At 67.4% G+C, this 23,568-nt stretch carries 22 protein-coding genes and 1 pseudogene; 12 read left to right on the top strand and 11 right to left on the bottom strand.

The genetic code is table 11. The annotated features are described in order from the left end of the window. The first annotated feature begins 89 nt into the window (after window positions 1-89). Complete coding sequence (locus tag C457_RS21105; RefSeq protein ID WP_008095518.1) at window positions 90-797, top strand: hypothetical protein; 708 nt, start codon at window positions 90-92, stop codon at window positions 795-797. 35 nt (window positions 798-832) lie between these two features. Here C457_RS21105 and C457_RS13785 read toward each other — a convergent pair. Next, window positions 833-3,269 (bottom strand): annotated as a pseudogene (locus tag C457_RS13785) (NADP-dependent malic enzyme). Between the two features lie 131 nt (window positions 3,270-3,400). Beyond that, entirely contained in the window at window positions 3,401-4,507 is a 1,107-nt protein-coding gene (locus tag C457_RS13790; RefSeq protein WP_008095520.1) for a M24 family metallopeptidase, read from the bottom strand. 222 nt (window positions 4,508-4,729) lie between these two features. Here C457_RS13790 and C457_RS13795 point away from each other — a divergent pair, with 222 nt between their 5' ends. The 5 genes from C457_RS13795 to C457_RS13815 all read left to right on the top strand — a co-directional run bounded on the left by C457_RS13795 (window position 4,730) and on the right by C457_RS13815 (window position 8,512). Beyond that, a complete protein-coding gene (locus C457_RS13795; RefSeq protein ID WP_008095522.1) occupies window positions 4,730-5,521 on the top strand; it encodes a COX15/CtaA family protein in 792 nt (263 codons plus the stop codon). Between the two features lie 266 nt (window positions 5,522-5,787). Then, window positions 5,788-6,600 (top strand): basic amino acid ABC transporter substrate-binding protein, encoded by an 813-nt coding sequence (locus tag C457_RS13800; protein ID WP_008095523.1) that lies wholly within the window; start codon window positions 5,788-5,790, stop codon window positions 6,598-6,600. 49 nt (window positions 6,601-6,649) lie between these two features. Continuing rightward, on the top strand, window positions 6,650-7,483 hold the full coding sequence (locus tag C457_RS13805) for an amino acid ABC transporter permease (protein WP_008095524.1): 834 nt from the start codon (window positions 6,650-6,652) through the stop codon (window positions 7,481-7,483). Next, window positions 7,480-8,208 carry an amino acid ABC transporter ATP-binding protein gene (locus C457_RS13810; protein WP_008095525.1) on the top strand — a complete coding sequence of 243 codons (729 nt, stop codon included), beginning with the start codon at window positions 7,480-7,482 and terminating at the stop codon, window positions 8,206-8,208. The genes C457_RS13805 and C457_RS13810 overlap by 4 nt, the downstream gene beginning before the upstream one ends. A 70-nt stretch (window positions 8,209-8,278) precedes the next feature. Continuing rightward, complete coding sequence (locus tag C457_RS13815) at window positions 8,279-8,512, top strand: hypothetical protein (protein ID WP_008095526.1); 234 nt, start codon at window positions 8,279-8,281, stop codon at window positions 8,510-8,512. A 35-nt stretch (window positions 8,513-8,547) separates the two neighbouring features. Here the strand turns inward: C457_RS13815 and C457_RS13820 are convergent, their stop codons facing one another. From C457_RS13820 to C457_RS13830, 3 genes are all read right to left on the bottom strand, one after another. Continuing rightward, window positions 8,548-9,609, bottom strand: a complete 1,062-nt coding sequence (locus C457_RS13820; protein WP_008095527.1) for a zinc-dependent alcohol dehydrogenase family protein — start codon at window positions 9,607-9,609, stop codon at window positions 8,548-8,550. Between the two features lie 87 nt (window positions 9,610-9,696). After that, entirely contained in the window at window positions 9,697-11,160 is a 1,464-nt protein-coding gene (locus C457_RS13825) for a replication factor C large subunit (protein ID WP_008095528.1), read from the bottom strand. A 65-nt stretch (window positions 11,161-11,225) separates the two neighbouring features. Next, on the bottom strand, window positions 11,226-11,618 hold the full coding sequence (locus C457_RS13830; RefSeq protein WP_008095529.1) for a hypothetical protein: 393 nt from the start codon (window positions 11,616-11,618) through the stop codon (window positions 11,226-11,228). Between the two features lie 198 nt (window positions 11,619-11,816). On the opposite strand from C457_RS13830, the gene C457_RS13835 reads away from it, so the two are divergent. Together C457_RS13835 and C457_RS13840 are read left to right on the top strand one after the other, a co-directional pair. After that, window positions 11,817-12,455 (top strand): GNAT family N-acetyltransferase, encoded by a 639-nt coding sequence (locus tag C457_RS13835; protein ID WP_008095531.1) that lies wholly within the window; start codon window positions 11,817-11,819, stop codon window positions 12,453-12,455. Continuing rightward, window positions 12,452-13,099 carry a GNAT family N-acetyltransferase gene (locus C457_RS13840; RefSeq protein ID WP_008095533.1) on the top strand — a complete coding sequence of 216 codons (648 nt, stop codon included), beginning with the start codon at window positions 12,452-12,454 and terminating at the stop codon, window positions 13,097-13,099. The genes C457_RS13835 and C457_RS13840 overlap by 4 nt, the downstream gene beginning before the upstream one ends. A 7-nt stretch (window positions 13,100-13,106) precedes the next feature. Here C457_RS13840 and C457_RS13845 read toward each other — a convergent pair whose 3' ends face one another. After that, on the bottom strand, window positions 13,107-14,282 hold the full coding sequence (locus tag C457_RS13845) for a metal-dependent hydrolase family protein (protein ID WP_049913595.1): 1,176 nt from the start codon (window positions 14,280-14,282) through the stop codon (window positions 13,107-13,109). A 171-nt stretch (window positions 14,283-14,453) separates the two neighbouring features. Here C457_RS13845 and C457_RS13850 point away from each other — a divergent pair, with 171 nt between their 5' ends. Continuing rightward, the gene (locus C457_RS13850) at window positions 14,454-15,035 is read left to right on the top strand and encodes a hypothetical protein (protein WP_008095537.1); all 582 of its coding nucleotides are present in this window, start codon (window positions 14,454-14,456) and stop codon (window positions 15,033-15,035) included. Between the two features lie 55 nt (window positions 15,036-15,090). Here the strand turns inward: C457_RS13850 and C457_RS13855 are convergent, their stop codons facing one another. Next, window positions 15,091-15,657, bottom strand: a complete 567-nt coding sequence (locus C457_RS13855) for a GNAT family N-acetyltransferase (RefSeq protein WP_008095539.1) — start codon at window positions 15,655-15,657, stop codon at window positions 15,091-15,093. Between the two features lie 78 nt (window positions 15,658-15,735). Further along, entirely contained in the window at window positions 15,736-16,383 is a 648-nt protein-coding gene (locus tag C457_RS13860; protein ID WP_008095541.1) for a metal-dependent hydrolase, read from the bottom strand. A gap of 140 nt (window positions 16,384-16,523) precedes the next feature. On the opposite strand from C457_RS13860, the gene C457_RS13865 reads away from it, so the two are divergent. Beyond that, complete coding sequence (locus tag C457_RS13865; RefSeq protein WP_004975230.1) at window positions 16,524-17,231, top strand: helix-turn-helix domain-containing protein; 708 nt, start codon at window positions 16,524-16,526, stop codon at window positions 17,229-17,231. A 108-nt stretch (window positions 17,232-17,339) separates the two neighbouring features. After that, window positions 17,340-17,642 (top strand): DUF5789 family protein, encoded by a 303-nt coding sequence (locus C457_RS13870; protein WP_008095543.1) that lies wholly within the window; start codon window positions 17,340-17,342, stop codon window positions 17,640-17,642. A 64-nt stretch (window positions 17,643-17,706) separates the two neighbouring features. Here C457_RS13870 and hmgB read toward each other — a convergent pair whose 3' ends face one another. Together hmgB and C457_RS13880 are read right to left on the bottom strand one after the other, a co-directional pair. Further along, window positions 17,707-19,044 (bottom strand): hydroxymethylglutaryl-CoA synthase, encoded by a 1,338-nt coding sequence (hmgB, locus tag C457_RS13875; protein WP_008095545.1) that lies wholly within the window; start codon window positions 19,042-19,044, stop codon window positions 17,707-17,709. Between the two features lie 79 nt (window positions 19,045-19,123). Next, window positions 19,124-21,031, bottom strand: a complete 1,908-nt coding sequence (locus tag C457_RS13880) for a type IV pilin (RefSeq protein WP_049913597.1) — start codon at window positions 21,029-21,031, stop codon at window positions 19,124-19,126. Between the two features lie 77 nt (window positions 21,032-21,108). On the opposite strand from C457_RS13880, the gene C457_RS13885 reads away from it, so the two are divergent. Further along, the gene (locus C457_RS13885; protein WP_008095548.1) at window positions 21,109-22,740 is read left to right on the top strand and encodes a hypothetical protein; all 1,632 of its coding nucleotides are present in this window, start codon (window positions 21,109-21,111) and stop codon (window positions 22,738-22,740) included. Between the two features lie 102 nt (window positions 22,741-22,842). Here the strand turns inward: C457_RS13885 and C457_RS13890 are convergent, their stop codons facing one another. Then, complete coding sequence (locus C457_RS13890) at window positions 22,843-23,430, bottom strand: DUF2150 family protein (protein WP_008095550.1); 588 nt, start codon at window positions 23,428-23,430, stop codon at window positions 22,843-22,845. Between the last annotated feature and the right edge of the window lie 138 nt (window positions 23,431-23,568).

Raw genomic sequence — 23,568 nt, forward strand, 5'->3', positions numbered from 1 at the left:
TCCCACCCGTCTCGCCCTACCGTCGCCCTGCCGACTGCCGGTCACTTCATCGTCAAAAAGTTGACAACGCGGAGCGACGACGCTATCGCATGGACTCCGCGGAGACCGTCGACGCGTTCGACCCCCGGCGACGCGGGCTCTCGCCGCTCGGCGCGGCCGCGAGACGCCACGCACGCCGACTCGCCGCCATCGGCCTCTTGACGGCCGGTTTCGTCTTCGCCGCCGTCCGGGACCCCGGAACCCTGTCACCGGCCGCCAGCGTCTCACCGACCGCCGGTGTTTCGACGGATGTCGTTACCGCCGGCGACCCGACCTTGCTCGTTCGCCTCGAACTGGGCGTGCTCGCCGGCCTCCTCGCCGCCGGCGCCTCGCTCGTGTTTCTCGCCGACCGCGACCCCGCAGTCGATATCCGCGCCGCGTGGGGCTGGTTCGCGCTCGCCGCCGCGGGGTTCCTCGTCGGAACCGCCGCCGCGCGTCAGGTCGCGCCCGCGCTCTTCGACCTCTTGGTCGAATGGGGCCGCGTGGCCGCCGGCTCGCGCCAGTCGGCGCTCGAACTCGAACTGTTCTTCCCGGCCGCGGTCGGCGGCGGCGCGGCCGTCGCCCCGCTCTTGCTCGGATTACGCCGCGCCGGCGCGCTCTCTCGTCGACTCGCCGGTGGGACGAGAGGGCTGTCGCTCCTCTGTCTCGTCGCCTTCGCCGCGTGCTTCTCGCCGCCGGATTCGGCGACGTTCGCGCTCTACGCGGCCCCGTCGGCGCTCGGGCTGGGCGTCGCCGTCGCGTGGGTCGAGTTCGGGTGAACGACTCGCCGAAAAAGCAGAACCGAGGTCGTCAGTTACTCTTCTTCTTGCGCGTCCACGACTGCCGTCGCCGCCAGATTGACGATGTCTTTGACTTCGTCGCCGCGCTGGAGGACGTGGACCGGCTTGTCCATGCCGACGAGCATCGGGCCGATTGCCTCCGCGCCNATGTCTTTGACTTCGTCGCCGCGCTGGAGGACGTGGACCGGCTTGTCCATGCCGACGAGCATCGGGCCGATTGCCTCCGCGCCGCCGAGGCGCTGGAGGAGCTTGTAACCGATGTTACCCGCTTCGAGGTTCGGGAACACGAGCAGGTTCGCGGGGTCGTCGAGCTCCGCGAAGTCGTAGGTGCCTTCGAGGATGTCCTCGACGAGGGCGGTGTCGGCCTGCATCTCGCCGTCCACCGGGAAGTCAACGGCGGGGTCGTCCTGCAGGAGCGCCGCGGCGTCGCGGGGCTTGCGCGTCCCCTCGTTCGTGACGCTGCCGAAGTTGGAGTACGAGAGCAGCGCCGCGCGGGGTTCGACGTTGAACTGGCGGGCCAGCTCCGCCGTGTGCTTCGTGATTTCCGCGAGAATCTCCTCGTCGGGGTCGAGGTTGACCGTCGTGTCGGCGCAGAAGACGACGCGGTTCTTGAACGTCATCATGTAGACACCGGCCGCGTAGTTGGCGTCGTCAGCCGTGCCGATAATCTGGAGCGGCGGGCGAAGTGCGGAGGGGTAGTGGTGAGTCAGCCCCGTCAGCATCGCGTCCGCGTCGCCGACCTCAACCATGACGCTGGCGAAGTAGTTCGAGTCGCGGCGGACGAGTTCCTCCGCTTCGGACTTCGTGATTCCTTTGCGCTGGCGAAGCTCGTAGAGGCGGTCGACGTAGTGGTCCCACTCGCCGTCGCGGGGGTTGGCGATGGTCGGGTCGAAGTCGAGACCCAACTCCTCCGCCTTGCGCAGAATCGTCGTCGTCTTCCCGACGAGGATGGGTTCGGCGATGCCCTCCTCCTGCATCTGGTAGGCGGCGCGAATCATCTTCTCGTTGGAGCCCTCGGCGAGGGCGACCCGCTTGGGGTGCGACTTCGCCTTGTTGAGGACGACGCGCATCATCTCGCGAGACTTCCCGAGACGCGCTTCGAGGCGCTCGCGGTACGCGTTCATGTCGAGGCGCTTGCGGGCCGCACCGGAAGTCATCGCCGCCTGCGCGACCGCGGGTGCGACTTCGAACAGCACGCGGGGGTCGAGCGGTTTGGGAATGACGTAGTCGGCACCGAACTGGAGCGGGTGGTCGCCGTAGGCCTTGACGACCGCGTCGGGCACGTCCTGCCGGGCGAGTTCGGCGAGCGCCTCGGCGGCCGCGCGCTTCATCGCCTCGTTAATCTCGGTGGCGCGCACGTCGAGCGCGCCGCGGAAGATGAACGGGAAGCCGAGGACGTTGTTGACTTGGTTCGGGTAGTCGGAGCGCCCGGTCGCCATGATGACGGTGTCCTCGCGGGCCTCTTTCGCGTCCTCGTAGGTGATTTCGGGGTCCGGGTTCGCCATCGCGAAGATGACGGGGTTGTCGGCCATCGACCGCACCATCTCCTGACTGACGATGCCGCCGACCGAGAGCCCAGCGAACACGTCCGCGCCCTCCATGGCGTCCGACAGCGAGCCCTCGTCGACCGGCTGTGCGAACTCGGCTTTGTACTTGTTGACGTCGCCCGCCTCGACGCGCGACTCGGTGATGATGCCCGTGGAGTCGCACATCGTGATGTTCTCCTTTTTCGCGCCGAGGGAGACGTAGAACCGCGCCGTCGCGAGCGCGGACGCGCCCGCGCCGGAGAAGACGATTTCGAGGTCGTCGAGGTCCTTGTCCACGATATCGGCGGCGTTGAGGAGCGCCGCACCGGAGATGATGGCCGTGCCGTGCTGGTCGTCGTGGAACACGGGGATGTCCATCTGTTCGCGGAGCTGTCGTTCGATTTCGAAGCACTCCGGGGCCTTGATGTCCTCTAAGTTGATGCCGCCGAACGTCGGCTCCATCGCCTTCGTGGCCGCCACGAAGTCGTCCACGTCGGTGATGTCGAGTTCGACGTCGAACACGTCGATGTCGGCGAAGCGCTTGAACAGCACGCCCTTACCCTCCATTACCGGCTTCGACGCCTGCGCCCCGATGTCCCCCAGCCCGAGGACGGCGGAGCCGTTCGAGACGACGCCGACGAGGTTGCCCTTCGCCGTGTACNACCGGCTTCGACGCCTGCGCCCCGATGTCCCCCAGCCCGAGGACGGCGGAGCCGTTCGAGACGACGCCGACGAGGTTGCCCTTCGCCGTGTACTCGTAGGCGGCGTCTTCGTCCTCCGCGATGTCGAGACACGGCGCGGCCACGCCCGGCGAGTACGCCAGGCTCAGGTCGCGCTGCGTGTTCGTCGGCTTCGTCGTCGCAATCTCGATTTTTCCGGGTGGGTCTTGTCTGTGATATTCCCGTGAGTCGTCGTCCAGTCCCATGACCCACACGTCCTCACGCAGGGGGCAAAAAGCTATTCAACAACGTCGAATTTTGACTTCGACAATAGTCGAACACTCACCGGACGGCGGCGAGGTCGGGACGGTGAATCGACGCCGTCGCGCTCGAAAAATTACTCCGTTTCGATGTGAAGAATTTCCGGGCGTTCGAGTTCGATGGTCTCCTCGGCGTCGGTCACGGTCCTGGTCGGCCAGCGACCGGTCGTGGTCAGCACTTCGACGCCCTCGTCGGTGACGAGCGCCGTGTCCTCGCTTTTCGCCCCCTGGATGGTCGGGTTGTAGGCGTAGCCCATCGGCGCGTGGACCTCGTCGTCGGCGTCGGGCGTGGCGAACCACTCGCGGCCGGCGAACCCGGCCGCGCCGCCCTGGTGGTGGTTCAGCCACTCCTCGGACTCGCCGACCGAGTCGTAGGCGTCGCGGATGGCGTCGAACACGTCGCCGGCGGTTCCGCCTTCCACGGCGGCCTCTCGGGTCGCCGCCAGTGCCTCCGTCTCGACCTGCATCGCTCCTTCGTGGCGGGTTTCGAGCCACTCGGGCGCGTCGAACGCGACGGTTCGCGTGCAACTCGCGTAGAGGCCGCCGCGCTGGGCCGTCACGGAGACGAGCGCGTAGTCGCCGAGTTCCTCCTGTTTGGGCGTGTAGTGGCGGTACTTCTGGGCCCGCCGCCCGCTGCCGACGAGGACAACCGGCGCTTCGATGCCCATCGCGCTGAGCGTGACTTTCAGGCCGGAGGCGACCTCGTGTTCCGTGTCACCCGGTTCGAGTTCGCGACAGACCCGCTCGACGGCGCTCGCCGCGTCGCGGCCGAGTTCGCGGTAGGCCTCGATGTCGGCGTCGGAAAGCGGCTGGCGGACGGCCGCGGCGTCCACGTTCTCGAAGCCGGGCACGTCGAAGTCGGCGGCGGCGGGGGTCGGCGAGACCGCCTCGACGCCGGACGCCAGCGAGCCTTCGTACCACTGGAAGCGGTGGACGCGAACGTCCTCGTGGGGTACTTCCTCGTGGAGCAGGCGCTCCGCTTCGATGTTGTCTGTCACGACGTGGAACTCGTCGCCGTCGTAGCCGGCGGCGGCGACGCCCAGCGGCGAGTCGCGGTCGACGACGTTGTCGCCGCCGAGGAGCCACGCGAAGGAGTTCGGTCGGGCGAACCAGACCGCTTCGAGGCCGTTGTCGTCGAGGTAGCCATCGAGTCGGTCCGCTCGGGATTCGAGTCGCTCGTCCATGTTCGCGCGTCCAACCGAACCGACTTGAATGGGACGGCTCGGACAAGTGGGACGAAGCCCGTCGGGTCGTCCGGGGCCGGCCGGTTCCGACCGGTGCCAGCCACGGGGCGGCGCTCCGGGGCGACGCCTTCGAGGACCATACCGACGAAATATAAGTTCGCGCGGTCCTGAGCCACGCGTATGACACCTCGGCTTCGCCGCCTCCTCACGGGGGCCGCCGCGATGACCGGCGTCCTGATGGTCCTCGGCGTGTACACCGCCGCCTCGGGGGCCGGCCTCACCTGCGCCGGGCGCTGGCCGTTCTGCGACGGCTTCCTCGGCCTGTTCCCGGCCAACTGGGGCAGCTTCATCGAGTGGTTCCACCGCCTCGTCGCCATGCTCACCGGCTTCCTCATCCTCGGGACGACCGTGCAGGCGTGGCGCGAGGGCGTCGCGAAAGGCGTCCGCTACGCGCTCGTCGTCGCCACGGTCATCCTCCCGTTCCAAATCGTCCTCGGGGCGCTCACCGTCACCGAGTACGAGTGGGTCATCCTCACCGCCCACTACGTGGTCGCGACGTCCATCTTCACCGCCGTCGTCGCCGCCGCGGCGTGGGGGCTCGTCGACCGCGGCATCCCCCGCATCGCCGACGCGGTCAGACTGGCGCTCGTCGGCGCGCCCGTCATGCTCGTCCTCGCGCCCCACGCGTTCGTCTCCTTTGGCCCGACGACGCAAGCGGTCTACTACGTCGTCGGCCTCGCCACCTACGCCGCGCTCCTCGCGGTCACCCTCTGGGCGAACACCGCCCACGGCCCGCGAGCGGACGCCTACGGTCGGCTCAGATTCGTCACCGCGCCCGCGAGCGTCGTGGTCGTCGCGCTCCTCATCGCCGGCCGGCAGGTGTACGGTCCGGCGCTCGAACTCGCCCACCTCGGCGGGACGGTCCTCGCGCTCGTCCTCGTCGTCGGCGCGGCGGTGCTCGTCCGCGGTGGGCTTCCGGTACCGCAGGCCGGCGCGACGAACGACGCGGACTGACGAGCGGACCGCAACCTGATTGGTCGTGCGCTCGCCCGCTTGTCGGAGCTGGCTTCAATACTCGCACTAATCGCGGCAAAAGTTACAACAGTATCGCCAGAAGTTGTACGGCAATCCGAGACCCACGAAGGGGCTGACTCCGTTTCGCGGTTGGAGATATATCCCACCCATCTACACAATTCCCGGATATTTTTCGTCAATATCGGAACGAATTGATGAACGGACCGAAGAAGTGTTATACGGGGCTGTGCTACCTGATGGCTGTTATGGAACGTCGTACCTTTCTGAAGGGCTCCGCCGGGGCCGCGGCCGCGTTCACGCTGGCCGGCTGTCTCGGCGGCGGCGGCAGCGGTAGCGAGACGATTACCATCGGCTCGGACATCCCGTACCGTCCGTTCGAGTACGAGACGACCGAGGGCGAACTCGTCGGCTTCGACGTCGACATCGCGGAGGCGGTCTTCTCAGAGGAACTCGGCTACGAACACGAGTTCCAGAAGACGAGCTTCGACAGCATCATCCCCTCGCTCAACAACGGGAACTTCCGCGTCATCATGTCCGCGATGACAATCACGGAGGACCGCGCGGAGCAGATCGACTTCTCGGACCCGTACTTCACCGCGTACCAGACGGTCATCGTCCTCAACCAGAGCGACATCTCCTCGAAGGAGGACCTCCGGGGCGTCACCGTCGGCGTCCAGAAGGGGACGACCGGCGAGAGCGCCGCGACCAGCCTCAAAGAGGAGTTCGGCGGCGACCTGACGATTCAGAGCTACGACCAGGTGACCGGCGCGTTCGACGCGCTCCGGAACAACCAGGTCAGCGCCGTCGTCAACGACAACACCGTCAACGCCGCGTTCGTCGAGCAGAGCGACAACGTCCGGTTCCTCGAGGGGGCCGGTGCCGCCGAAGAACAGGGCAAGGAGAACGCCCCGCCGTACCTCACCCTCACCGTCGAGGAGTACGGCATCGGCTTCCGGCAGGACGACGACGACCTCCGCGAGGAGGTCAACGGCGCGCTGGAGACCATCCGCGACAACGGGACGTACGACGAGATCTACTCGGAGTACTTCTCCGGATAATTCGACCAGGACGCGTTTTTTTATCCCACTACCGTGAGAAATACTACCAATGGCTGAATCTTACTCCGAGGGACGAACCGGCGACGGTGAGTACCAAGAGCAGTTTTTGAACGACAAAACGCTCAGACGACTGGGCGCGGCCATCGCGGGGCTATTCACGCTCGGAGTCGGCGGATTCATCGCGGCGATTATCTTCACCCAGGTCGATTTCGAACTCTTCGTGGAGATCATCCACCCGCAGTTCGTCAACGCGTTCCTGCGAGTGCTCGCCATCATCCTCGTCGGGAGTCTGTTGTCCGTTACCGCGGGCATCTTCGTCGGACTCGGTCGGGTGTCGAACACGGGGTTCACGAACGCCGTCGCGACCGCCTACGTCGAGTTCTTCCGCGGGACGCCGCTTCTGTTCCAGTTGCTCGTCATTTACGTCGGGATTCCGGCGTTCTGGCCGCCGGGGGAGTTCCCTATCTCCAACTGGCAGTACCCTACAGCCATCATCGGGCTGACGCTCAACCACGCCGCCTACGTCGGCGAGGCCGTCCGCGGCGGCATCGACGCCGTCCCGGAGGGACAGATGGAGGCCGCCCGCTCGCTCGGGATGTCCTACGTGCAGGGCATGCGCGAGGTCGTCCTGCCGCAGGCGTGGCGCAACGCGCTCGCCGCCATCGGCAACGACCAGGTCATCCTCGTGAAGGACACCTCGCTCCTGACGGTCATCGCCGTTCCGGAACTCATCAGCGCGTTTCGCAACGTCAACTCGACCACGTTCGACCCGTGGACGCCGATTATCCTCGTCGCCATCGCCTATCTCATGATTACGGTTCCGCTCGGCAAAATCGTCAGCTACCTCGAAGCCCGCTCGGACTGGGGGGGTGACCGCCGATGAGTCTCCTCGAATTCGACGAGGTTGACAAGTACTTCGGCGAGACGCACGTCCTGAAAGACGTCGACCTCGACGTCGAAGAGGGCGAAGTGTGCGTCATCATCGGCCCCTCGGGGTCCGGGAAATCGACGCTCCTCCGCTGTGCGAACCGCCTCGAAGAGATTCAGGACGGCGAGATTCGACTTGAAGGCCAGTCCATCTCCGCGGCCGACGCGGACATCAATCGCCTGCGCCAGCGAATCGGCATGGTGTTCCAGAGCTTCAACCTCTTTCCGCACAAGACGGCGCGGGAGAACGTGACGCTCGCCCCGACGAAGGTCAAGGGTCTCAAGAAAGGCGACGCCGAGCGCCGCGCCGACGAACTGCTCGACCGCGTCGGCCTCCGCGCGCAGTCGAACTCCTACCCGAACCAACTCTCCGGCGGCCAGCAACAGCGCGTCGCCATCGCCCGCGCCCTCGCGATGGACCCGCACGTGATGCTGTTCGACGAGGTCACGAGCGCCCTCGACCCCGAACTCGTCGGGGAGGTGCTCGACGTGATGCACGACCTCGCCGAGGAGGGGATGACGATGCTCGTCGTCACCCACGAGATGGGCTTCGCCCGCGAGGTCGGCGACCGCATCGTCCTCATGGCCGACGGCCAAGTCGTCGAGGACTCGCCGCCCGAGGTGTTCTTCGAGAACCCGAAGACCGACCGCGGCAAGCAGTTCCTCTCGAAACTGCTCTGAGCCGGGGTAGCCGGGCACACACCCGGATTCATCCAACAAGCTTATCCCCCGAAACGCCGCTTGCTGCGGCATGAACTACGCTCCCCGCGAATTCAGTCACGAACCGCCCGATTGCGAACACACCAAGACCGTTCTCTTCTGTCAGACCTGCGGTCGCGCCGCCGGTATCGACGAGTGGCCCGAACAGGTGCGCGACGGCCGTGCGGTCCGACTCGACTGCCCGGACTGCGGCGAGGTCGTCTGGCGCGGACTGGACGACGACGAGTCGTCAGAAAAACGTCGGGCGCCGACGCCGACGCCCTGAGCGGGCAACGGGCATCCGAACCGACGACCGCTGTTTTACGGAACCATCACTTCGACGCCGACGGTGTCGTAGTCGGTCATCGCGGCCAACCGCCCGGGAACCTCGTCGAGCGAGACGGTCTTCGTCACGAGCGACCCGGGGTCGACCGCGTCCGACGCGAGCAGCGAGAGCAGGTCGTCCGCGCTCGTCGGCGGCATCCCGCGCGCCCCGAGGAACGACACCTCGTGTCTCGTCATCCAGTCGGTCGGCAGCGACACGTTCCCCTTTTCGGCCTCGGTCGTCAGCCCGACTTGCACGTGCGAGCCCCGCGGCCGGACCGACCGAACCGAGTTTCGGCAGGTCTCCGCAACGCCGAGCGCGTCGAGCGAGACGTGCGCCCCGCCGTCGGTCAGCCCCCGGATGGCGTCCACGGGGTCTTCCGCCGAGCCGTTGACCACGGCGTCGGCTCCGAGGTCGGTCGCGGCGTCCAGCGCGGAATCGCGTACGTCGACCGCGACCACGCGCGCCCCGAGGACGTTCGCCACCTGAATCGCCGACAGGCCGACGCCGCCGCAGCCGTGGACGGCGACCCACTGGCCCGCGCGGAGGCCGGCGCGGGCGTCGAGGGCGTTGTAGGCGGTCATGAACCGACAGCCGAGCGCGGCCACGTCGGTCGGCGAGACGCTCTCGGGGAGCCGAATCGCGTTGTAATCGGCGGAGGGGAGATGCACCAAGTCGGCGAACGCGCCCTGCGCGGAGAGTTCGAAGCCGAGGGCGTTGGGGTGGTCGCCCGTGCAGACGTTGCCGTGGCCGGTCCGGCAGTAGCCGCACGAACCGCACGCGAGGTTGAACGGCAAGGCGACGCGGTCGCCCTCCGCAATTGTCTCGACGTCCTCGCCGACTTCGACGACGCGGCCCGCGGGCTCGTGGCCGAGAATCTGTCCGGACGGAACGGCGTCGTTTGCCCACTCGCCGTGGCCCATCCACGAGTGCCAGTCGCTCCGGCAGATGCCGCAGGCCTCGACCTCGACGACGACGCCGTCGGAGTCGCACGTCGGGTCGGGGACTTCGGTCACGTCGAGCGGTTCACCGTGTTCGCGGAGGACTGCGGCTCTCATACGCGCGGTTCGTCGGGCGACCTGAAAAAGCTCCGCGTGGCGTCAATCTCGGGCGTCGGTGCGGCGGAGACGAGACGGCTGGCCCGCTCAGAAGAAGTCGTCGAGGCCGGACTGTCCGTCGTCGGTCGACGCGTCGGTCTCGTCGCTCTCGGCCGACTCGTCGGCGTCGGCGTCCCGGTCGAGCACGTCGTCGGAGCCGCCACCATCGCCGTCGGCGGCCGCGGCGTCGCCCTCGATGGCCACGTCCTCCATCCCGGCGAACGCGCCGCCGGCGTGTGCTTCGACCAGTTCCTCGCGGAGTTCGCCGGCGTCCTCGACGATGGACTGGACCTTGTTCGTCGTCTCGCCGCTCCCGGTGACGAAAGAGACGTGGGACTCGTCGAACTCGTAGTAGGCGGCCGTGGCCACGGTCAGCTCGCGGGGCTTGCAGTGGTGGGTGATAGCCGAGAGGTACGGAAGGACCTCGCGACGGGCGGTCGCCATGCTGAAGCCACCTTGCTCCGCGATTTTCCGGACGACGGTGTCGCGGGTCTTGTCGCGGGTCGAGCGGTAGGGTGCGCCGCCGTAGCGCGTCCACCCGCCGCGGGTCCGGTCGCGGGAGGCCGCGACGCCGGCGGCGAGGTTGTCGGTCGCGTAGCGCCAGTAGGAGTAGTTCTGCGTGGCGCGGACGCGGCCGAGCCAGCGGTCGGCGTTGGCGAGGAAGTCGTAGGCGCGGGCGAGTTCGTCGGGTTCGTAGACGAGCGAGACCTTGTCCTCGACCCACTTCGTGAGGTCGTCGGGCGTCTCGTCCACGTCGTAGGCAGTGTAGAGCGCCTCCTGTGCGGACTTTTCCTTGAGGACGGCGTCGAGGAACTCGAACAGGCCGACAGAGCGGTCGCGGTCGCCCATGACCACGTCCTCCTCGGTGATTTTCTCGCGGCCCTCGGCGATGGCCTGCAGGTCGTTGACGGCCGACCGGAGGTCGCCGCTGTTCATCTCGGCGATGCGGTCGAGGGCGTCGGACTCGAACTCCAGTCCCTCCTTGCGGCAGATGTCGCGGAGGACGGGGACGATAGAGCGGGCGGACACGTCGCGGAACTCGATTTCCTGACAGGCGTTCCGAAGCCCGCGGCTCATGTCGTAGAACTCGTTGGCGATGAGGACGATGGGCTGGCTCGACGACTTGACGAGGCGGGTGACGGCGCTGGCCCCGCCGCGGTCGTAGTTGCCGTGGATGTTGTCGGCCTCGTCGAGGATGACCAACTGCCGGGTGGACGTGCCCGCGGAGGAACCGGCGAGCGTCGCGTTCTTCGCGGCGCGGCCGGCGAAGCGTTCGATGACGTCGCCGGTCCGCTGGTCCGACGCGTTCAGCTCGACCGTCTCCCAGCCCATGTCGGCGGCGAGCGCGTGGGCCGCGGAGGTCTTTCCGATGCCCGGGCTCCCGTGGACGACGACGGCCTCCCGGTGGTCGTCCCACGTCTTGGCCCACTCCGCGAGGGCGTCGCGGGCCTTGTTGTTGCCGCGGACCTCGGAGAGCGTCGATGGGCGGTACTTCTCCGTCCAGTCTACCATTACCGGAAGGAGGACCGAGGCGCGTTTAGTGGTTGCGGAGCGCCGCGCGCCGGTCGGACGCGGACTCACCACGCCGCCCGCCGCGCCCGGTTCCGGGCGTCGACGAGCAACCAGCCGAGCGCCGCCAGAGTGACGAGGCAGACGACGAACAGCGCCACGACGACGCCGACTCGTCCGACACCGGCGTAGTAGCCGGCGCTGTCGATGACGCCGGCGAACAGCAGGCCGAAGGCGACGAGGCTGAGCGGCCGCGCCCACAGTTGGCTCCGGACGAGTCCCACGCCCGTCGCCAGCAGCGACACGCCGGTCAGCCCCCCCAACACGAGCGACGCGAACAGCGCGAACGGGTCGGTCCGCGGTTCCATGACGGACCCGTGCTCGACGGTCAACACCCAGATGGCGAGCGTCACGGCTCCCATGACGAGCGCGTAGCCGCCGACCGTTCGCTCCCAGTCCATACTGACTCCCTTCTGTCAGAGGCGCTCCCGCCACAAATACGCATCTCCGCGTTCTCGCACGGGAGAACGTATGTACGACCGGAAGGTGTTCGAATCCGACTGCTCTGTCGTCCGCGACCGCTCGCCGGACACTGTCCCGTGCCGACATGTGTCAATATTCAGAAAACTTATTAGCGCCCTCCGAGTGGACTCCGTTCCATGTTTCCCGACGAAATCGTGACCCCGCGGCTCAGGCTCCGCGCCCTGTCGCGGGAGGTCGTCGACCCGTTGGACGCGTACGAACACTTCGCCGCCTCGCGGTCGGACACCATCGAAGAGGAGACCGAGTTCGTCACGTGGGGGGCCCACGAGACGCCCAAGGAGACGCTGGACTTCCTCGAACAGGCCGAGGACGGTCACGAGTCCGCCGACAACGCCATCTACGCCGTCTTCCCCCGCGACGGCGAGGACGGCGCGGGCGAGTTCGCGGGCACCGCCGGCTTCAACCCCGAGTGGGACAAGCGCCGGGCCGTCTTCGGCATGTGGCTCCGCAAGGAGTTCTGGGGCCGCGGCTACTCGGGCGAGCGCGCGGCCGCGTTCTTCGCCGCCGTCTTCGACGTGCTCGACCTCGACGTCGCGCTCGCGTACGCCATGCCCGAAAACGAGGCGTCGTGTCGAGCCATCGAGAAGTACACCGACCGCTTCGGCGGGCAGGAAGACGGCCTGTTCCCCAACGAGGCCGTTGACGCCGACGGCACTCCACGGGACGTTCGCGGCTGGTCCGTGACCCGCGAACAGTGGGAAGACGCCACCGGCGGCGACTACGACGCCGAGTTCCGCTGGGAGGGCCGCGCGTGAGCGACCTCTTCCCCGAGGTCATCGAGACGCCGCGGCTCCGACTGGTCGCCCGCCGCCCGAAGCACGTCGGTGTCCACGAGGCCTACGACCTGTGTTCGGCCCCCGAGATGGACGACGTGACCCGGTACATGCCGTGGTCGCGCCACGAGACGCCGAAGGTGACGAAGGACTTTCTCGACCGCGGGGAGTCGAGTTGGACCGACGCCGAGAGCGCCGACTACGCGATTATCCCGCGCGAAGGCGAGGAAGGTGCGGGCGAGATTGCGGGGTTCGGCGGCCTCCACACCGAGTGGGACCGCCGCGTGGGCGAACTCGGTCTGTGGCTCCGGCCGCGCCACTGGGGTCGCGGTTACTCGGGCGAGCGCGCCGCGGCGCTGGCGGCGCTCGCGTTCGACGTGTTCGACCTCGAAGTCGTCGCGGTGTCACACGTCGCGGCGAACGAGAAGTCCCAGCGCGCCATCGAGAAGTACACGGCGGCGCTCGGCGGCGGCCTCGACGGCCGTGAGCGAAACAGCATCGTCATCGACGGCGACCCGGCCGACGAACTCCGCTACAGCGTCTCCCGCGAGGATTGGCTGGCGACGACCGGCGGCGACTACGACGCCGAGTTCCGCTGGGACCTCGACCCCGACGACGTTCGCTGAGGCCGACTTATTCTCCGCCGGGGACCGCGCCGGCGACGACGCGGCCGCCCTTCAGGACCGCCGTCGGGTCGTTCAATACCGTCAGGTCCGACAGCGGGTCGTCGTCGAAGACGAGCAGGTCGGCGTACACGCCGGGTTCGACGACGCCGCAGTCGTCCAACCCCACCGCGTCGGCGGCCGTCTCGGTCATCGCTCGGATAGCGTCCAGTGGCTCCATGGCGTGTTGCGCCATGAACTGCACCTCGGAGGCGTTGCCGCCGTGGAAGTTGAACGGCGTGCCCGCGTCGGTGCCGCCGGCGATTCGGACACCGGCCTCGGCGGCCAGTTTGAACGACTCGATGTGACGCTCGTAGACGGTCTCGGTCTTCGCCACGTCCTCCTTCGTCGCCGCCTCGGTGTTGCGGACGATGTGGTACGGCGCGGAGAGCGTCGGCACGAGCGTCACGTCGCGCTCCACGAACAGGTCGATGGCCTCGTCGTCGAGGAACGTCCCGTGTTCGACCGTGTCGACGCCGGCCCGGATGGCCGCTTTCACGCCCTCGCCGCCGTGGGCGTGGGTCGCGGTGTGGACGCCCCGGCGGTGCGCCTCGTCCACGAGCGCGTGGAGTTCCTCCTCGGTGAACGCCACCGCGCCGGGGTCGCTGCCGGGCGTCGTCACCCCGCCGGTCGTCATGAACTTGATGAAGTCGGCACCCAGTTTCACCTGCTCTCTGACCGCCTTTCGCGCCTCGGTCGGCCCGTCTATCTCGCGGCCCATGTGGTGGCCGTGGCCGCCGGTGATGGTTATCGACCGGCAGTTGGCGACCGTCCGCGGACCGGGCACGTCCCCGGCGTCGATGGCGCGTTTCAGCGCCACGTCGATGTCTCGCGCGCCCATCACGCGAGCGCCCGTGACGCCCGCTTCGAGTGTCTTCCGAGCGTTTCGCGCCTCGACCAGCGTGAGTTCGGCGTCGGACATGCCGACCACGTCCTCGACGCTCCGCTCGCCCGACAAGGAGAAGTGGACGTGCGCGTCCACCAGTCCGGGGGTGACCGTCTTCCCGGCGAGGTCGACGACTCGCTCGTCCCCGCGGGGGTCGAGGTCGCCGACGGCCTCGATTCGCCCCGTCTCGGCGTCGATTCGAACGTCCGCCTCGTCGATGACGCGGTCGCCACGAATCACCCGTGGGCCCCGAAGTAACATGCCCGTCGCTATCGCACGGCGAGACTTGAACGTGACCCTCCGGTATTCGATGGCCGTCGGGCGGTCGCTGGACGCGTCGCCACCGTCACGTATCGGCATCACGTACCGCGAGAGGCCCTCTCACGGCGGCCACGAGACATTTACGGGAGAACGACAATCGCTTCCGACACGATGTCAACGACACCTGAATCAACGCCCGGTTCCACACCATCGACGCTTCGGTCGGTCGGCAGCGGCGGCGTCGCCGGTCTCGGGGCGGCCCTCTTCGGCTACCTCGTGACCTACCTCCTCACCTCCTCGACCATCGAGAACTCGACGGCCAGCCAGGTGCTCGAAGCCCTCGGCTCCGACATCTCGACGTGGAAGGTCGTCGGCTGGGTGTTCATGAGCGCCCACGGCGTGACCACGACGTTCCCCGGGCTGTTCGGGACCACCTCCGCCGCGAACCTCATCGAGAGCGTCGAGGCGTTCTCGCCGGTGCTCTACGTCGCGCCCGTGGTCGCGCTCCTCGCGGCGGGCGCGCTCGCGGCCGTCGTCAGCGGCGCGTCCTCGACGCGGGCGGGCGCGCTGGCCGGCGCGGGAACCACCGTCGGCTACCTCGTCTTCGCGCTCGCGGGTATCGCGCTTTTCACCGTCACCGTCGGCGACGCGGCCGTTAGTCCCGACCCGGTCACGTCCGCGCTCCTCGCGGGCGTCGCGTACCCCGCGGTTCTCGGCACCGTCGGCGGCCTCGCGGCCACGGCGCTCCGGTAGTCGCGCCTGTCCGAGCGCTCGAATCGCCGTTCTCCAGTACCTCGCTTTCTTCGACTCAGAGGTCGCGAGCGACGAGCTCTCCCCAGTGGTCGAAGCCGTAGCGGTCGTAGAACGCCCGCGCCCGGTCGTTCGCCTCGTCCACGTCGAGGACGATTCGGTCCAACGGGAGGTCCTGCGAGCGCGCGTGGTCCAGTACGGCCTCCATGAGTTCGTCGGCGACGCCCGTGCCGCGGTAGTCGGCGTCGAGGAACAGCTCGTTGAGGACGGCGGCGTCCCAGATGAACGTCATCTCCTCGGGGAGCGCGAAGGCGTAGCCGACGAGACGAGCGTCGTCGCCGCGGTCGTCGCCGTCGCTATCGACGCCGACGTCACCGTCCTCGTCGCCCGACACCGCCTCCGCGACGACGACGCACCCGGGGTCGTCGCTCGCGCAGTGCTCGACCCACGAGAGGTAGCGTTCGCGGTAGTCGTCGGTGAGTTTCGCCTCGTACGTGGTGAGCTTGTCGTCGCCGCCGGTTCCCTCGCCGATGCCGAGTTCGAACCCGCGTTTCAGTTCCCAGAACGCGGCCGCGTCGCCCGGTTCGTAGGGTCGCACCTCGACGCCGTCGGGTGTCTCGCTCATGGACGCGAATGCGTCGCCATCGGTTATGAACGCTCGGAGTCGCGAGCCTCGGCCGCTCCCCCGTCTCGTTCCGACGACTCACTCCATCCGCCCGCGCAGGCGCTCCGAGAGGAGTCGACCGCCGACCACGCCCGCACCGAGCACGATGAGCATTAACTCCGTCCCCGACGAGGCCAGCGGAGCGACCCGCTCGACGTTCTCGGGTTCCGCGCCCGGCGAGGGGTCGACGACGGTGCTGTAGTGGAGCGTCTCCGTCGTCGGCGCTGGCGACGACGCCGGCCGTCGTTCGACGAACGTCTGGACGAACCCGCGCGTGCTCGACCACTCGGCGCGCCCGCTAATCGAGTAGAACGCGTCGTGGAGCGGGTAGAAGGCGTTGACGCCGTTTGTGAACAGGTCGGGGAAGATGCCGCCGCAGAGGAGCGCGGCGACACCGACCCACGAGACCACGACGCCGCGAGCGCCCCACCGACCGCGAATCACGGATCGCTCGGGGTCACGAACCCGCGTGTCGTAGGCCACGACGGCGGCGAGAGCGAGCGGAAACAAGAGCGTGTGAAACAGCGCGCGGTGGCTGCCGGGCAGGAGCGTGCTGGTGAACGAGTCGAGGTCGGGGACCGCGGCGGCGACGAGCGCGACGCCGACCGAGCGGGCGTCGAACCAGCGACCGAGGAGGGCGGCACCGACGAGTCCGCCGACCGCGACGTGGACGAGGGTCGATGGCATACCGCGTAGTGGTCGGGCGACGACCTTCAGGGTTCCCACGGGGTTCGTCAGGCGACGACTACCCCTTTCGACACCCTTTTGCGGGACACTCACGCACGTTGTCGCATGATTCACTCGTCCGTCGAACCGAGGTGTTCGCGATGACCGCGGCACCGCGCGACGACCTCGCTCGACGCATCGCGGGCGAGATTACCCTCTCGGACGACCCCGGTGCGACGCTCCGGAAGTGGCGGACCGACTTCGACATCTCGCAGACGGCGCTCGCCGAGCAGTTGGACGTGTCGTCGTCGGTCGTCTCCGACTACGAGAGCGGCCGCCGCGAGAGCCCCGGCATCGGCGTCATCCGCCGGATGGTCGAAGCGCTCCTCGACATCGACGAGGCCCGCGGCGGCAGTCGCATCCGGCAGTACGCCCGCGTCCTCTCGGCCGGCTTCGAGAGCGACATCGTCCAGGACCTCCGGGAATACCCCACGTCGATTCCGCTGGACAGCTTCTACGACGCCATCGGCGCGACACCCATCGTCGACGGCGACCAAGACCGCATCAGCGGCCACACCGTCATCAACAGTATCCAGGCCATCACGCGACTCTCTTCGGAGGAGTTCTACCGGCTCTACGGCCAGTCCACGAGTCGGGCGCTCGTCTTCACCGGCGTCACCCGCGGCGAGTCGCCGCTCGTCGCCATGCGCGTCGTCACGCCGACGCCGAACGCCGTCGTCCTCCACGGCCTCTCGGAGGACGAACTCTGGGAGCACGCGCCCGCGCTCGCCACTATCGACGGCTTCGCCCTCGCCGTGACCGACCGGGACCTAGACGAGATGCTCGAAGACCTGCGGAAACTCCCCTGAACCGGCGTCGGAACCCGTTTTTCGCGTTCTCTCCGATTCGATTCGAATTTCCAGAGTGTCCGTCTAAGGGCGAAAAAAGCCGAAGGGCGGCCGCGACGATGTCCGCCCATGGACATTCGCGACCTCCGATCACATCTCGAAACGGCGTTCGAATACCCCGTTACGACCGACCGCGTGCTCGAACGCGCCGGCGACGTCGAGGTGACCGCGCCGAACGTCGACGACGCGGAGACCGTCGAGACCATCCTCGCCCCGCTCGGAACCGAGACCTACGAGTCGGCCGCCGACCTGTACAACACGATACTCGGAAGCGTGAGCGACGACTACATCGGCAGAAAGTTCTACGACGACCGGGGCGCGGACCCGGCAGACTCGTGGTCGATACTCCCCGAACAGGCTCGTTCGTTCTAACGACCGGCCGCGAGCGCAAGCGAGGCGCTCGCGTAGACGGTCCCCGCTACTCCGCGTATTCTACCTACTCCACGTACTCGTAGCGGCGCTCGTTCATCCGACCCCAGCCCGTGAAGACGAACTCGGCTTCGGGTTGGGTGAACTCCTCGACCTCGATTTCCTTTTCGTGGTTGTGCACGTCGTGGATGAGCTCGTAGTCGTCGAAGGAGATCTCGGTTCGGGCCGCGAGCTGGTCGTCCACGTCCACGGCCTCGATTTCGTCGCGCCACGTCTCTTGGACCGTTTCGGCGTGAATCTCGGCCTGCGCGCCGGAGCCGTACGACCCGACGAGAAGCTGCTTGCCGGTCATGTCTTTCCCCTCGTCGGCGGCGGCGATGAGCGCCGACAGTCGGGCGATGTGGACCGAGCCGGTGTACCAGTTGCCGACGCGGCTGGAGATGTCGAGCGTCGGCTCGATGACGCGGCCGTACCACTCGCGGTACTGTTCGGTCGTCTTCAGCTCGTCCATGTAGCCGCGGATGGCCTCCTCGTAGTCGTCCCACGTCTCGAAGTCCTCCTCGCGGGGCTGTCGGCCGATTTCGGCTTCGAGGTCGTCTTCGATGTCGGTGTCGCGGGTCATGTGACGGAACCCGAGGAGCGCCGCCTTCCGGACCATGCCGGGGAACGGCGTGTGGAACGGGATGTACTCGAAGAGGTCGGGGTGCGTGCGACCCGCGACGCTCTCGTAGTCTTCGAGCGCCTCGCGCATGCGGGCGAGGTACACCTGCATGGAGCGCTTGCCGTCCACCGAGGGGAACTGCTGGTTCGGCTTGAGGAAGTCCGTCTCGTCCATGCTGCCGTAGCCCTGCTCGGTCGAGAGTTCGACGAGGTCCGGGTCCTCGTCGATGAGCATCGCCACCGCCCCCGCGCCCTGCGTCGCCTCGCCGGGGTCGCCCCGCTCGTAGAGGGCGGTGTCGGTGGCGATGACGAGCGCCGCGCGCCCGCGGTTGCGACCCGCCTTAATCCAGTTGTAGGCGTCGTCGAGGCTCTGGGTGCCGGCGATACAGGCGAACTTGCGCTCGCCCTTGTTCGCGTGGCGGAAGTCGCCGTCGTACACCTGTTCGAGACAGCCGGCGATATACGTCGACACCGGCTTGGAGTTGTCGAACGCCGACTCGGTCGCCACGTCGATGCGGCCGATGTCCGCGGGGGTCAGGCCCTTCCGGTCCATCAGTTGCTTGGCGGCGTTCGCGCCCATCGTGACGATGTCCTCGTACACGTCCGGGAACGACGACGTGTGGAGACCGAGGCCCTTCGTGTACTTCTCCGGGTCTTCGCCCTTCACCGGCGCGAAGGTGTTGGGGAGGTCTAACACGAGTTTGCCCGTCCAAATCTCCATGGCGTCGATGCCGACGGAAGTCATGGTCGATGCTACAGAACCGAGGGATAAGGTTTTGTCGATGGTGAGTTACGTCGGTTGTCGAAGAATAGGCGACGAGCGGTCAGGCGTTCTTGTCGCCCGCAATATCCGAGAGGACGTACCGGTCGACCACGATACCGTCGGTGTCGACGACGCGGACCTCGATGTCGTAGGTGTCTCCAGTTCCGTAGGTCTCGGCGTATTCGAGGTTGTTCTCGCTCGTCGCCGAACTTCGGACGACCCCGCTGGCCTGCGGTTGCTGACGGTTGCGGAAGTACACCTCAACTTCGGCGAACTCGCTCGTCCCGATAACGTCGTAGTCGACCCGGTAGCGAACTCGATTCCGGTTAGTCTGCGACTGATCCGACACAGACACCGAGTCGAGCGCGGGGCTTCCCGCGCGGGAGAGGCCGTCGTTTCCGGACGGGTCGGTCCAGTCCGCGTCGTCGGTCACGATGCGCTCGTCGACGACGACGCCGTCGGCGTCGAGCAACTGAAGCCGGATATGGTAGGTCATCCCAAAAGTCCCGCCGTTGTCCTCGGCGGCGAAGTCGTCGATGGTGTGCCGCGGGTCCGCGCTCTCGTAGATTCCCTCGGCGTACGACGCGTCCACGTTCGAAACCCACAGCCTGACGCCGCCGAACTCCGCCCGGTCGGTGACGTTGTACGAGGCCTCGTAGTCGGCCTGCGTCATGCTCAGGTCGTCAATGATGGTCCCCGCGAACGACGGGCTGGACGCCCGCGTCAGGTCGTCGTTGCCGGCGGGGTCGACGCCGTCGGCCACGTCCGAGATGACCCGGCGGTCGACGAGTACGCCGTCCTCGTCGAAGACGCGGATGACTGCCTCGTAGTCGTCGCCTTCGGTCCCGTCGTACGCCGAGTAGCCCGCGATGGTCCCGCGGGATGCGGTCCCGCTGAGTTCCGCGGTCGCCGAGGGCGCGTCGAGGTTGTCGAACTCGACGCGAATTTCCGAGAGGTTCGAGGCGTTCGTGACGTTGTAGTTCAGTTCGTACGCCGCACCCTCCTGCGTCAGGTCGATGAGCGCGGCACCGCGAATCTTCGGGTCGTTCGACTCGGGGAGTCCCGTGTTCGCGTCGGGGTTGTCGCCGTCGGCAACGTCCGAGATGGTCCGCGAGTCGAGCACGTTGCCGCCCGCGTCCAGCGCCGCCACCGTGATTCGGTAGCGGTCACCGACGCCCGCGCCGATATCGTAGGTCGCGAAGCCGCGGGCGTTCGTCTCGGTGACCGTCTGGGTCGCCCACGACGAATCGAGGTTCTCGAAGGTCACGCGGACGCGGTCGAAGTCCGGACCCGCGGCCACGTCGTAGTCCACGCGGTAACCGGCACCGCCGGAGTCGGTCGTCCGGTCTTCCACGTGCACCCCGTTGATAGCGGTCGATTCCGGGGGCGTCGAAGTGGTCGTGGCCGTGGTCGTCGTTGCGGTCGTCGAAGTTACGGTCGTCGAAGTTGTCGTCGCCGTGGACGTGGTTGTCACCGGCGAACTCGTCGTCGTCGGCCGCGGCGTCGGCGCGGGGCCGGGCGTCTCCGTGATCGCGCCGAGCGTCCGCTCCGCGCGGTGGATGACGGTGTTACTCGGTTCGTGGACGACCAATACGAGGTACGGATCGCTCCCGTCGAACCCGACAGGGGCGGCCGGCCGCCAGCTGTCTCCGGGGCCGAACAGCGACTCCGTCGTCGCCGCTCGACCGTTGATGTCACCGTCAGTCCCGAGTGAGTACCGGGTCGTCGTGTCCTCGCTTCGGGTGATGACGGCCACCTCGCCGGCGCGGAGGGTGTCGCCGGCGCGGTGCGCGAGCGTCAGGTTCGACCCGTCGACGGTCACGTCGAGTTCCACTAGCGGAGCGTCGTCTCGGTAGTCGTCGACAGCGGCGAGCGCGGCGACGCCCCCGACCGTGACGACCACCACGACGAGTCCTAACAGGAGGACCATCCCGACCGTCTCGCTCTGTGCGCGCGAAGCGACCTGCACGACTGAACGCAGGCGGGTGCGACATAAAAACGTACGCGGCAACAGACCTTTATCAGTCCGACCAGTTGACCACCCCAATGGAACTCCTCGACAGCGAACGGGGGCAGGCGGTTCAGGTCGGCGCTATCCTCCTGTTCGGCTTCCTCGTTATCGGCCTGTCGCTCTACCAGGCGACGGTCGTTCCCCAGCAGACGAAAGCGACGGAGTTCGGGGCCTATCTGGACGCCTCGGACGACCTCGTGTCGCTCCACAACGACGTGCTGGCGACCGCGACGAGAGGAGTGCAGTCAGGTGTCACGGTTCAGACCGGCGTCCAGTACCGCCCGCGCGTCGTCTTCATCAACCCCGGTCCGACGACCGGAAGCCTCGCGCTTACGGACTCGCGGAACGTCACTATCGCCGGTGCCGACGCCGTCGACGGCGAACCCGAGGCCGTCCGGACGCTCTGGGACGGCGGGGCGCGAACCTACGAGAGCAAGGTCCTGCGCTACTCGCCGGACTACAACGAGTTCGACGGCACGCCGATTACGGTCTCCGGCGCGTCGGTCCAGCGCGAGGCCGGCGCGAACGTGGTCCCGCTCGGCGGCCAGACGCTCGTCTCGGGGAACCGAATCACCGTCGTCTCCGTCGACGGCCGAGTCGGTCAGACGGCGACTCGAACCCCGCTGACCGTCGCGCCCATCTCGTCGGCCACGCGGACGGTGACCGTGACGAACGAGTCCGACGAGGACATCACCCTGACTCTCCCGGTCGGGTCGAACGCGACGGCGTGGAGTCGGTCTCCGACCGCCGACCGGATGCTGGAGAACGTCCGGGTGAAAGCCGTTTCCGACCTCGGCGACGGCGCGGACCCGACGAACAGCCTCGTCCGCGTCACCCTGAACGGCTCGTACACCTACGAACTCCGACTCGCCAAGGTCGAACTGTCGTCCTCGTCGGCCGCGTCGACGGTCGCCAGTCCCGACGGACAGTACCTCGTCCCGGTCACGACGGGAACTTCCGCCGCGCCCGGCGAGTCGACCGGAGTCGTCGTCGAGGCTCGCGACGGCTACAACAACCCTGTCGAAGGCGAGCGTATCGACTTCACCGTTACCGAAGGCGACGCGTCACCGACGAGTCGGACCATCACAACGACCGACGATGGCCGCGCCGGGTTCGCGTTCACGCCCGCCGCCGACGCGGACGGACCGATAACCATCCGGGCGTCGGGCGACCTCGACGGTGACGGGGCGGTCGAAGCAATCGAACAGACGACCTATACTGTCCCGCTCGTCAACGGAAGCGGCGGTGGCGGCGGCACGGGCGCGGGAGACGACGGGTCGACAAGCGAGATTAATCCGCCGCAGGAGGACCAAGACGTCATCCTAACGGGGACAACCGCCACGAACGGGAACGACGCCGCTCGAATCTCCCTCAACAACACCGGAACGGAGCGCGTCGTGACGAGTTTCCGCGTCTCGTTTTATTACCCCGACCAGGGCGGTAACGGCGCCGAGACCGCGTCGTTCAACGGTTCTCCAGCTCAGAACGTTGGGGCTGATCAGTACACGCTTGGCCCGGACCGGGTCACGCTCCCGTCGGACGCGACGACGGACATCACCATCGACTTCGCGGCGAACAAGAACCTCGACACACGTGGCGACTTCTTCATCCTCACCGTCCAGTTCGACGACGGCGAGTTCGCGACGTACTTCGTCGCGGTCCCGTAGCCGGGGCTCGCCGTCGGAACTACAGGTGGGCCGATTCCGGGGGACCCCGACGCTCTCGGCGGTCGAAAAGCGAGACGAAAAGCAGCGTGAGAGAGGCCGAGCTTAGTCTTCTTCTTCGACGACCTCGGGCTCCGAGAGACCGCTCTGGAGGCTGTCGAGGCCGTTGACCCACTCGGTGACGAGTCCGAATTCGAGTTCGTCGAGAACCTCGATATCGAGGTCCTCGCCGTCGATGACGCGGGTGCCGACCTGGACGATGTAGCCGAGCGCGCTGTCGAGGTCGTCGGCGGCCTCGGCGTCCGCGGCGGCGCGGATGTAGGCGTCCATGTCGTCTTCGAGTTCGGCGGGGCCGGCGACGATGAACTCCTCGGCGGCGAAGAAGGCACACGAGAGGCTCGTCTGGACGCTCCCGATGAGGATTTCGGCCTCCTCGTTCTCCGACTCGAACTCGGGCTCGACCATGACGATGTCGTGGACGGTCGAAAGCTCGTCGAGCGCCTCTTCTTCGCCCAGCGTGTCGTCGTCGTAGGCGGTCAGAATCTTGGCGATGGCGATGGCCGCGTCGTTCTGGATGTTCATCAGAAGACGGCCGGTCTCCTCGCTTTCGAGGTCCAGGTCCTCTTCTTCGACGCGCGTCAACCAGTTCTGCCAGCGTTCCGGCGAGTAGTATCGTTCCTCGGCCTCGGTCATACCTACAACCTCCCGTGCCGGACTCAAATGCCTTTCTTATCCTGCTCGTGACCGTGTGAGGGCTCGACGTGGGAGAAGACGGCGCAATTCGGCTCGTGCGCCGGTCTCGGTGGCCGTTCCGCGCTCCGCCCGACGGTC

This window comes from Haloferax prahovense DSM 18310 (genome assembly GCF_000336815.1).
GTDB lineage: Archaea > Halobacteriota > Halobacteria > Halobacteriales > Haloferacaceae > Haloferax > Haloferax prahovense.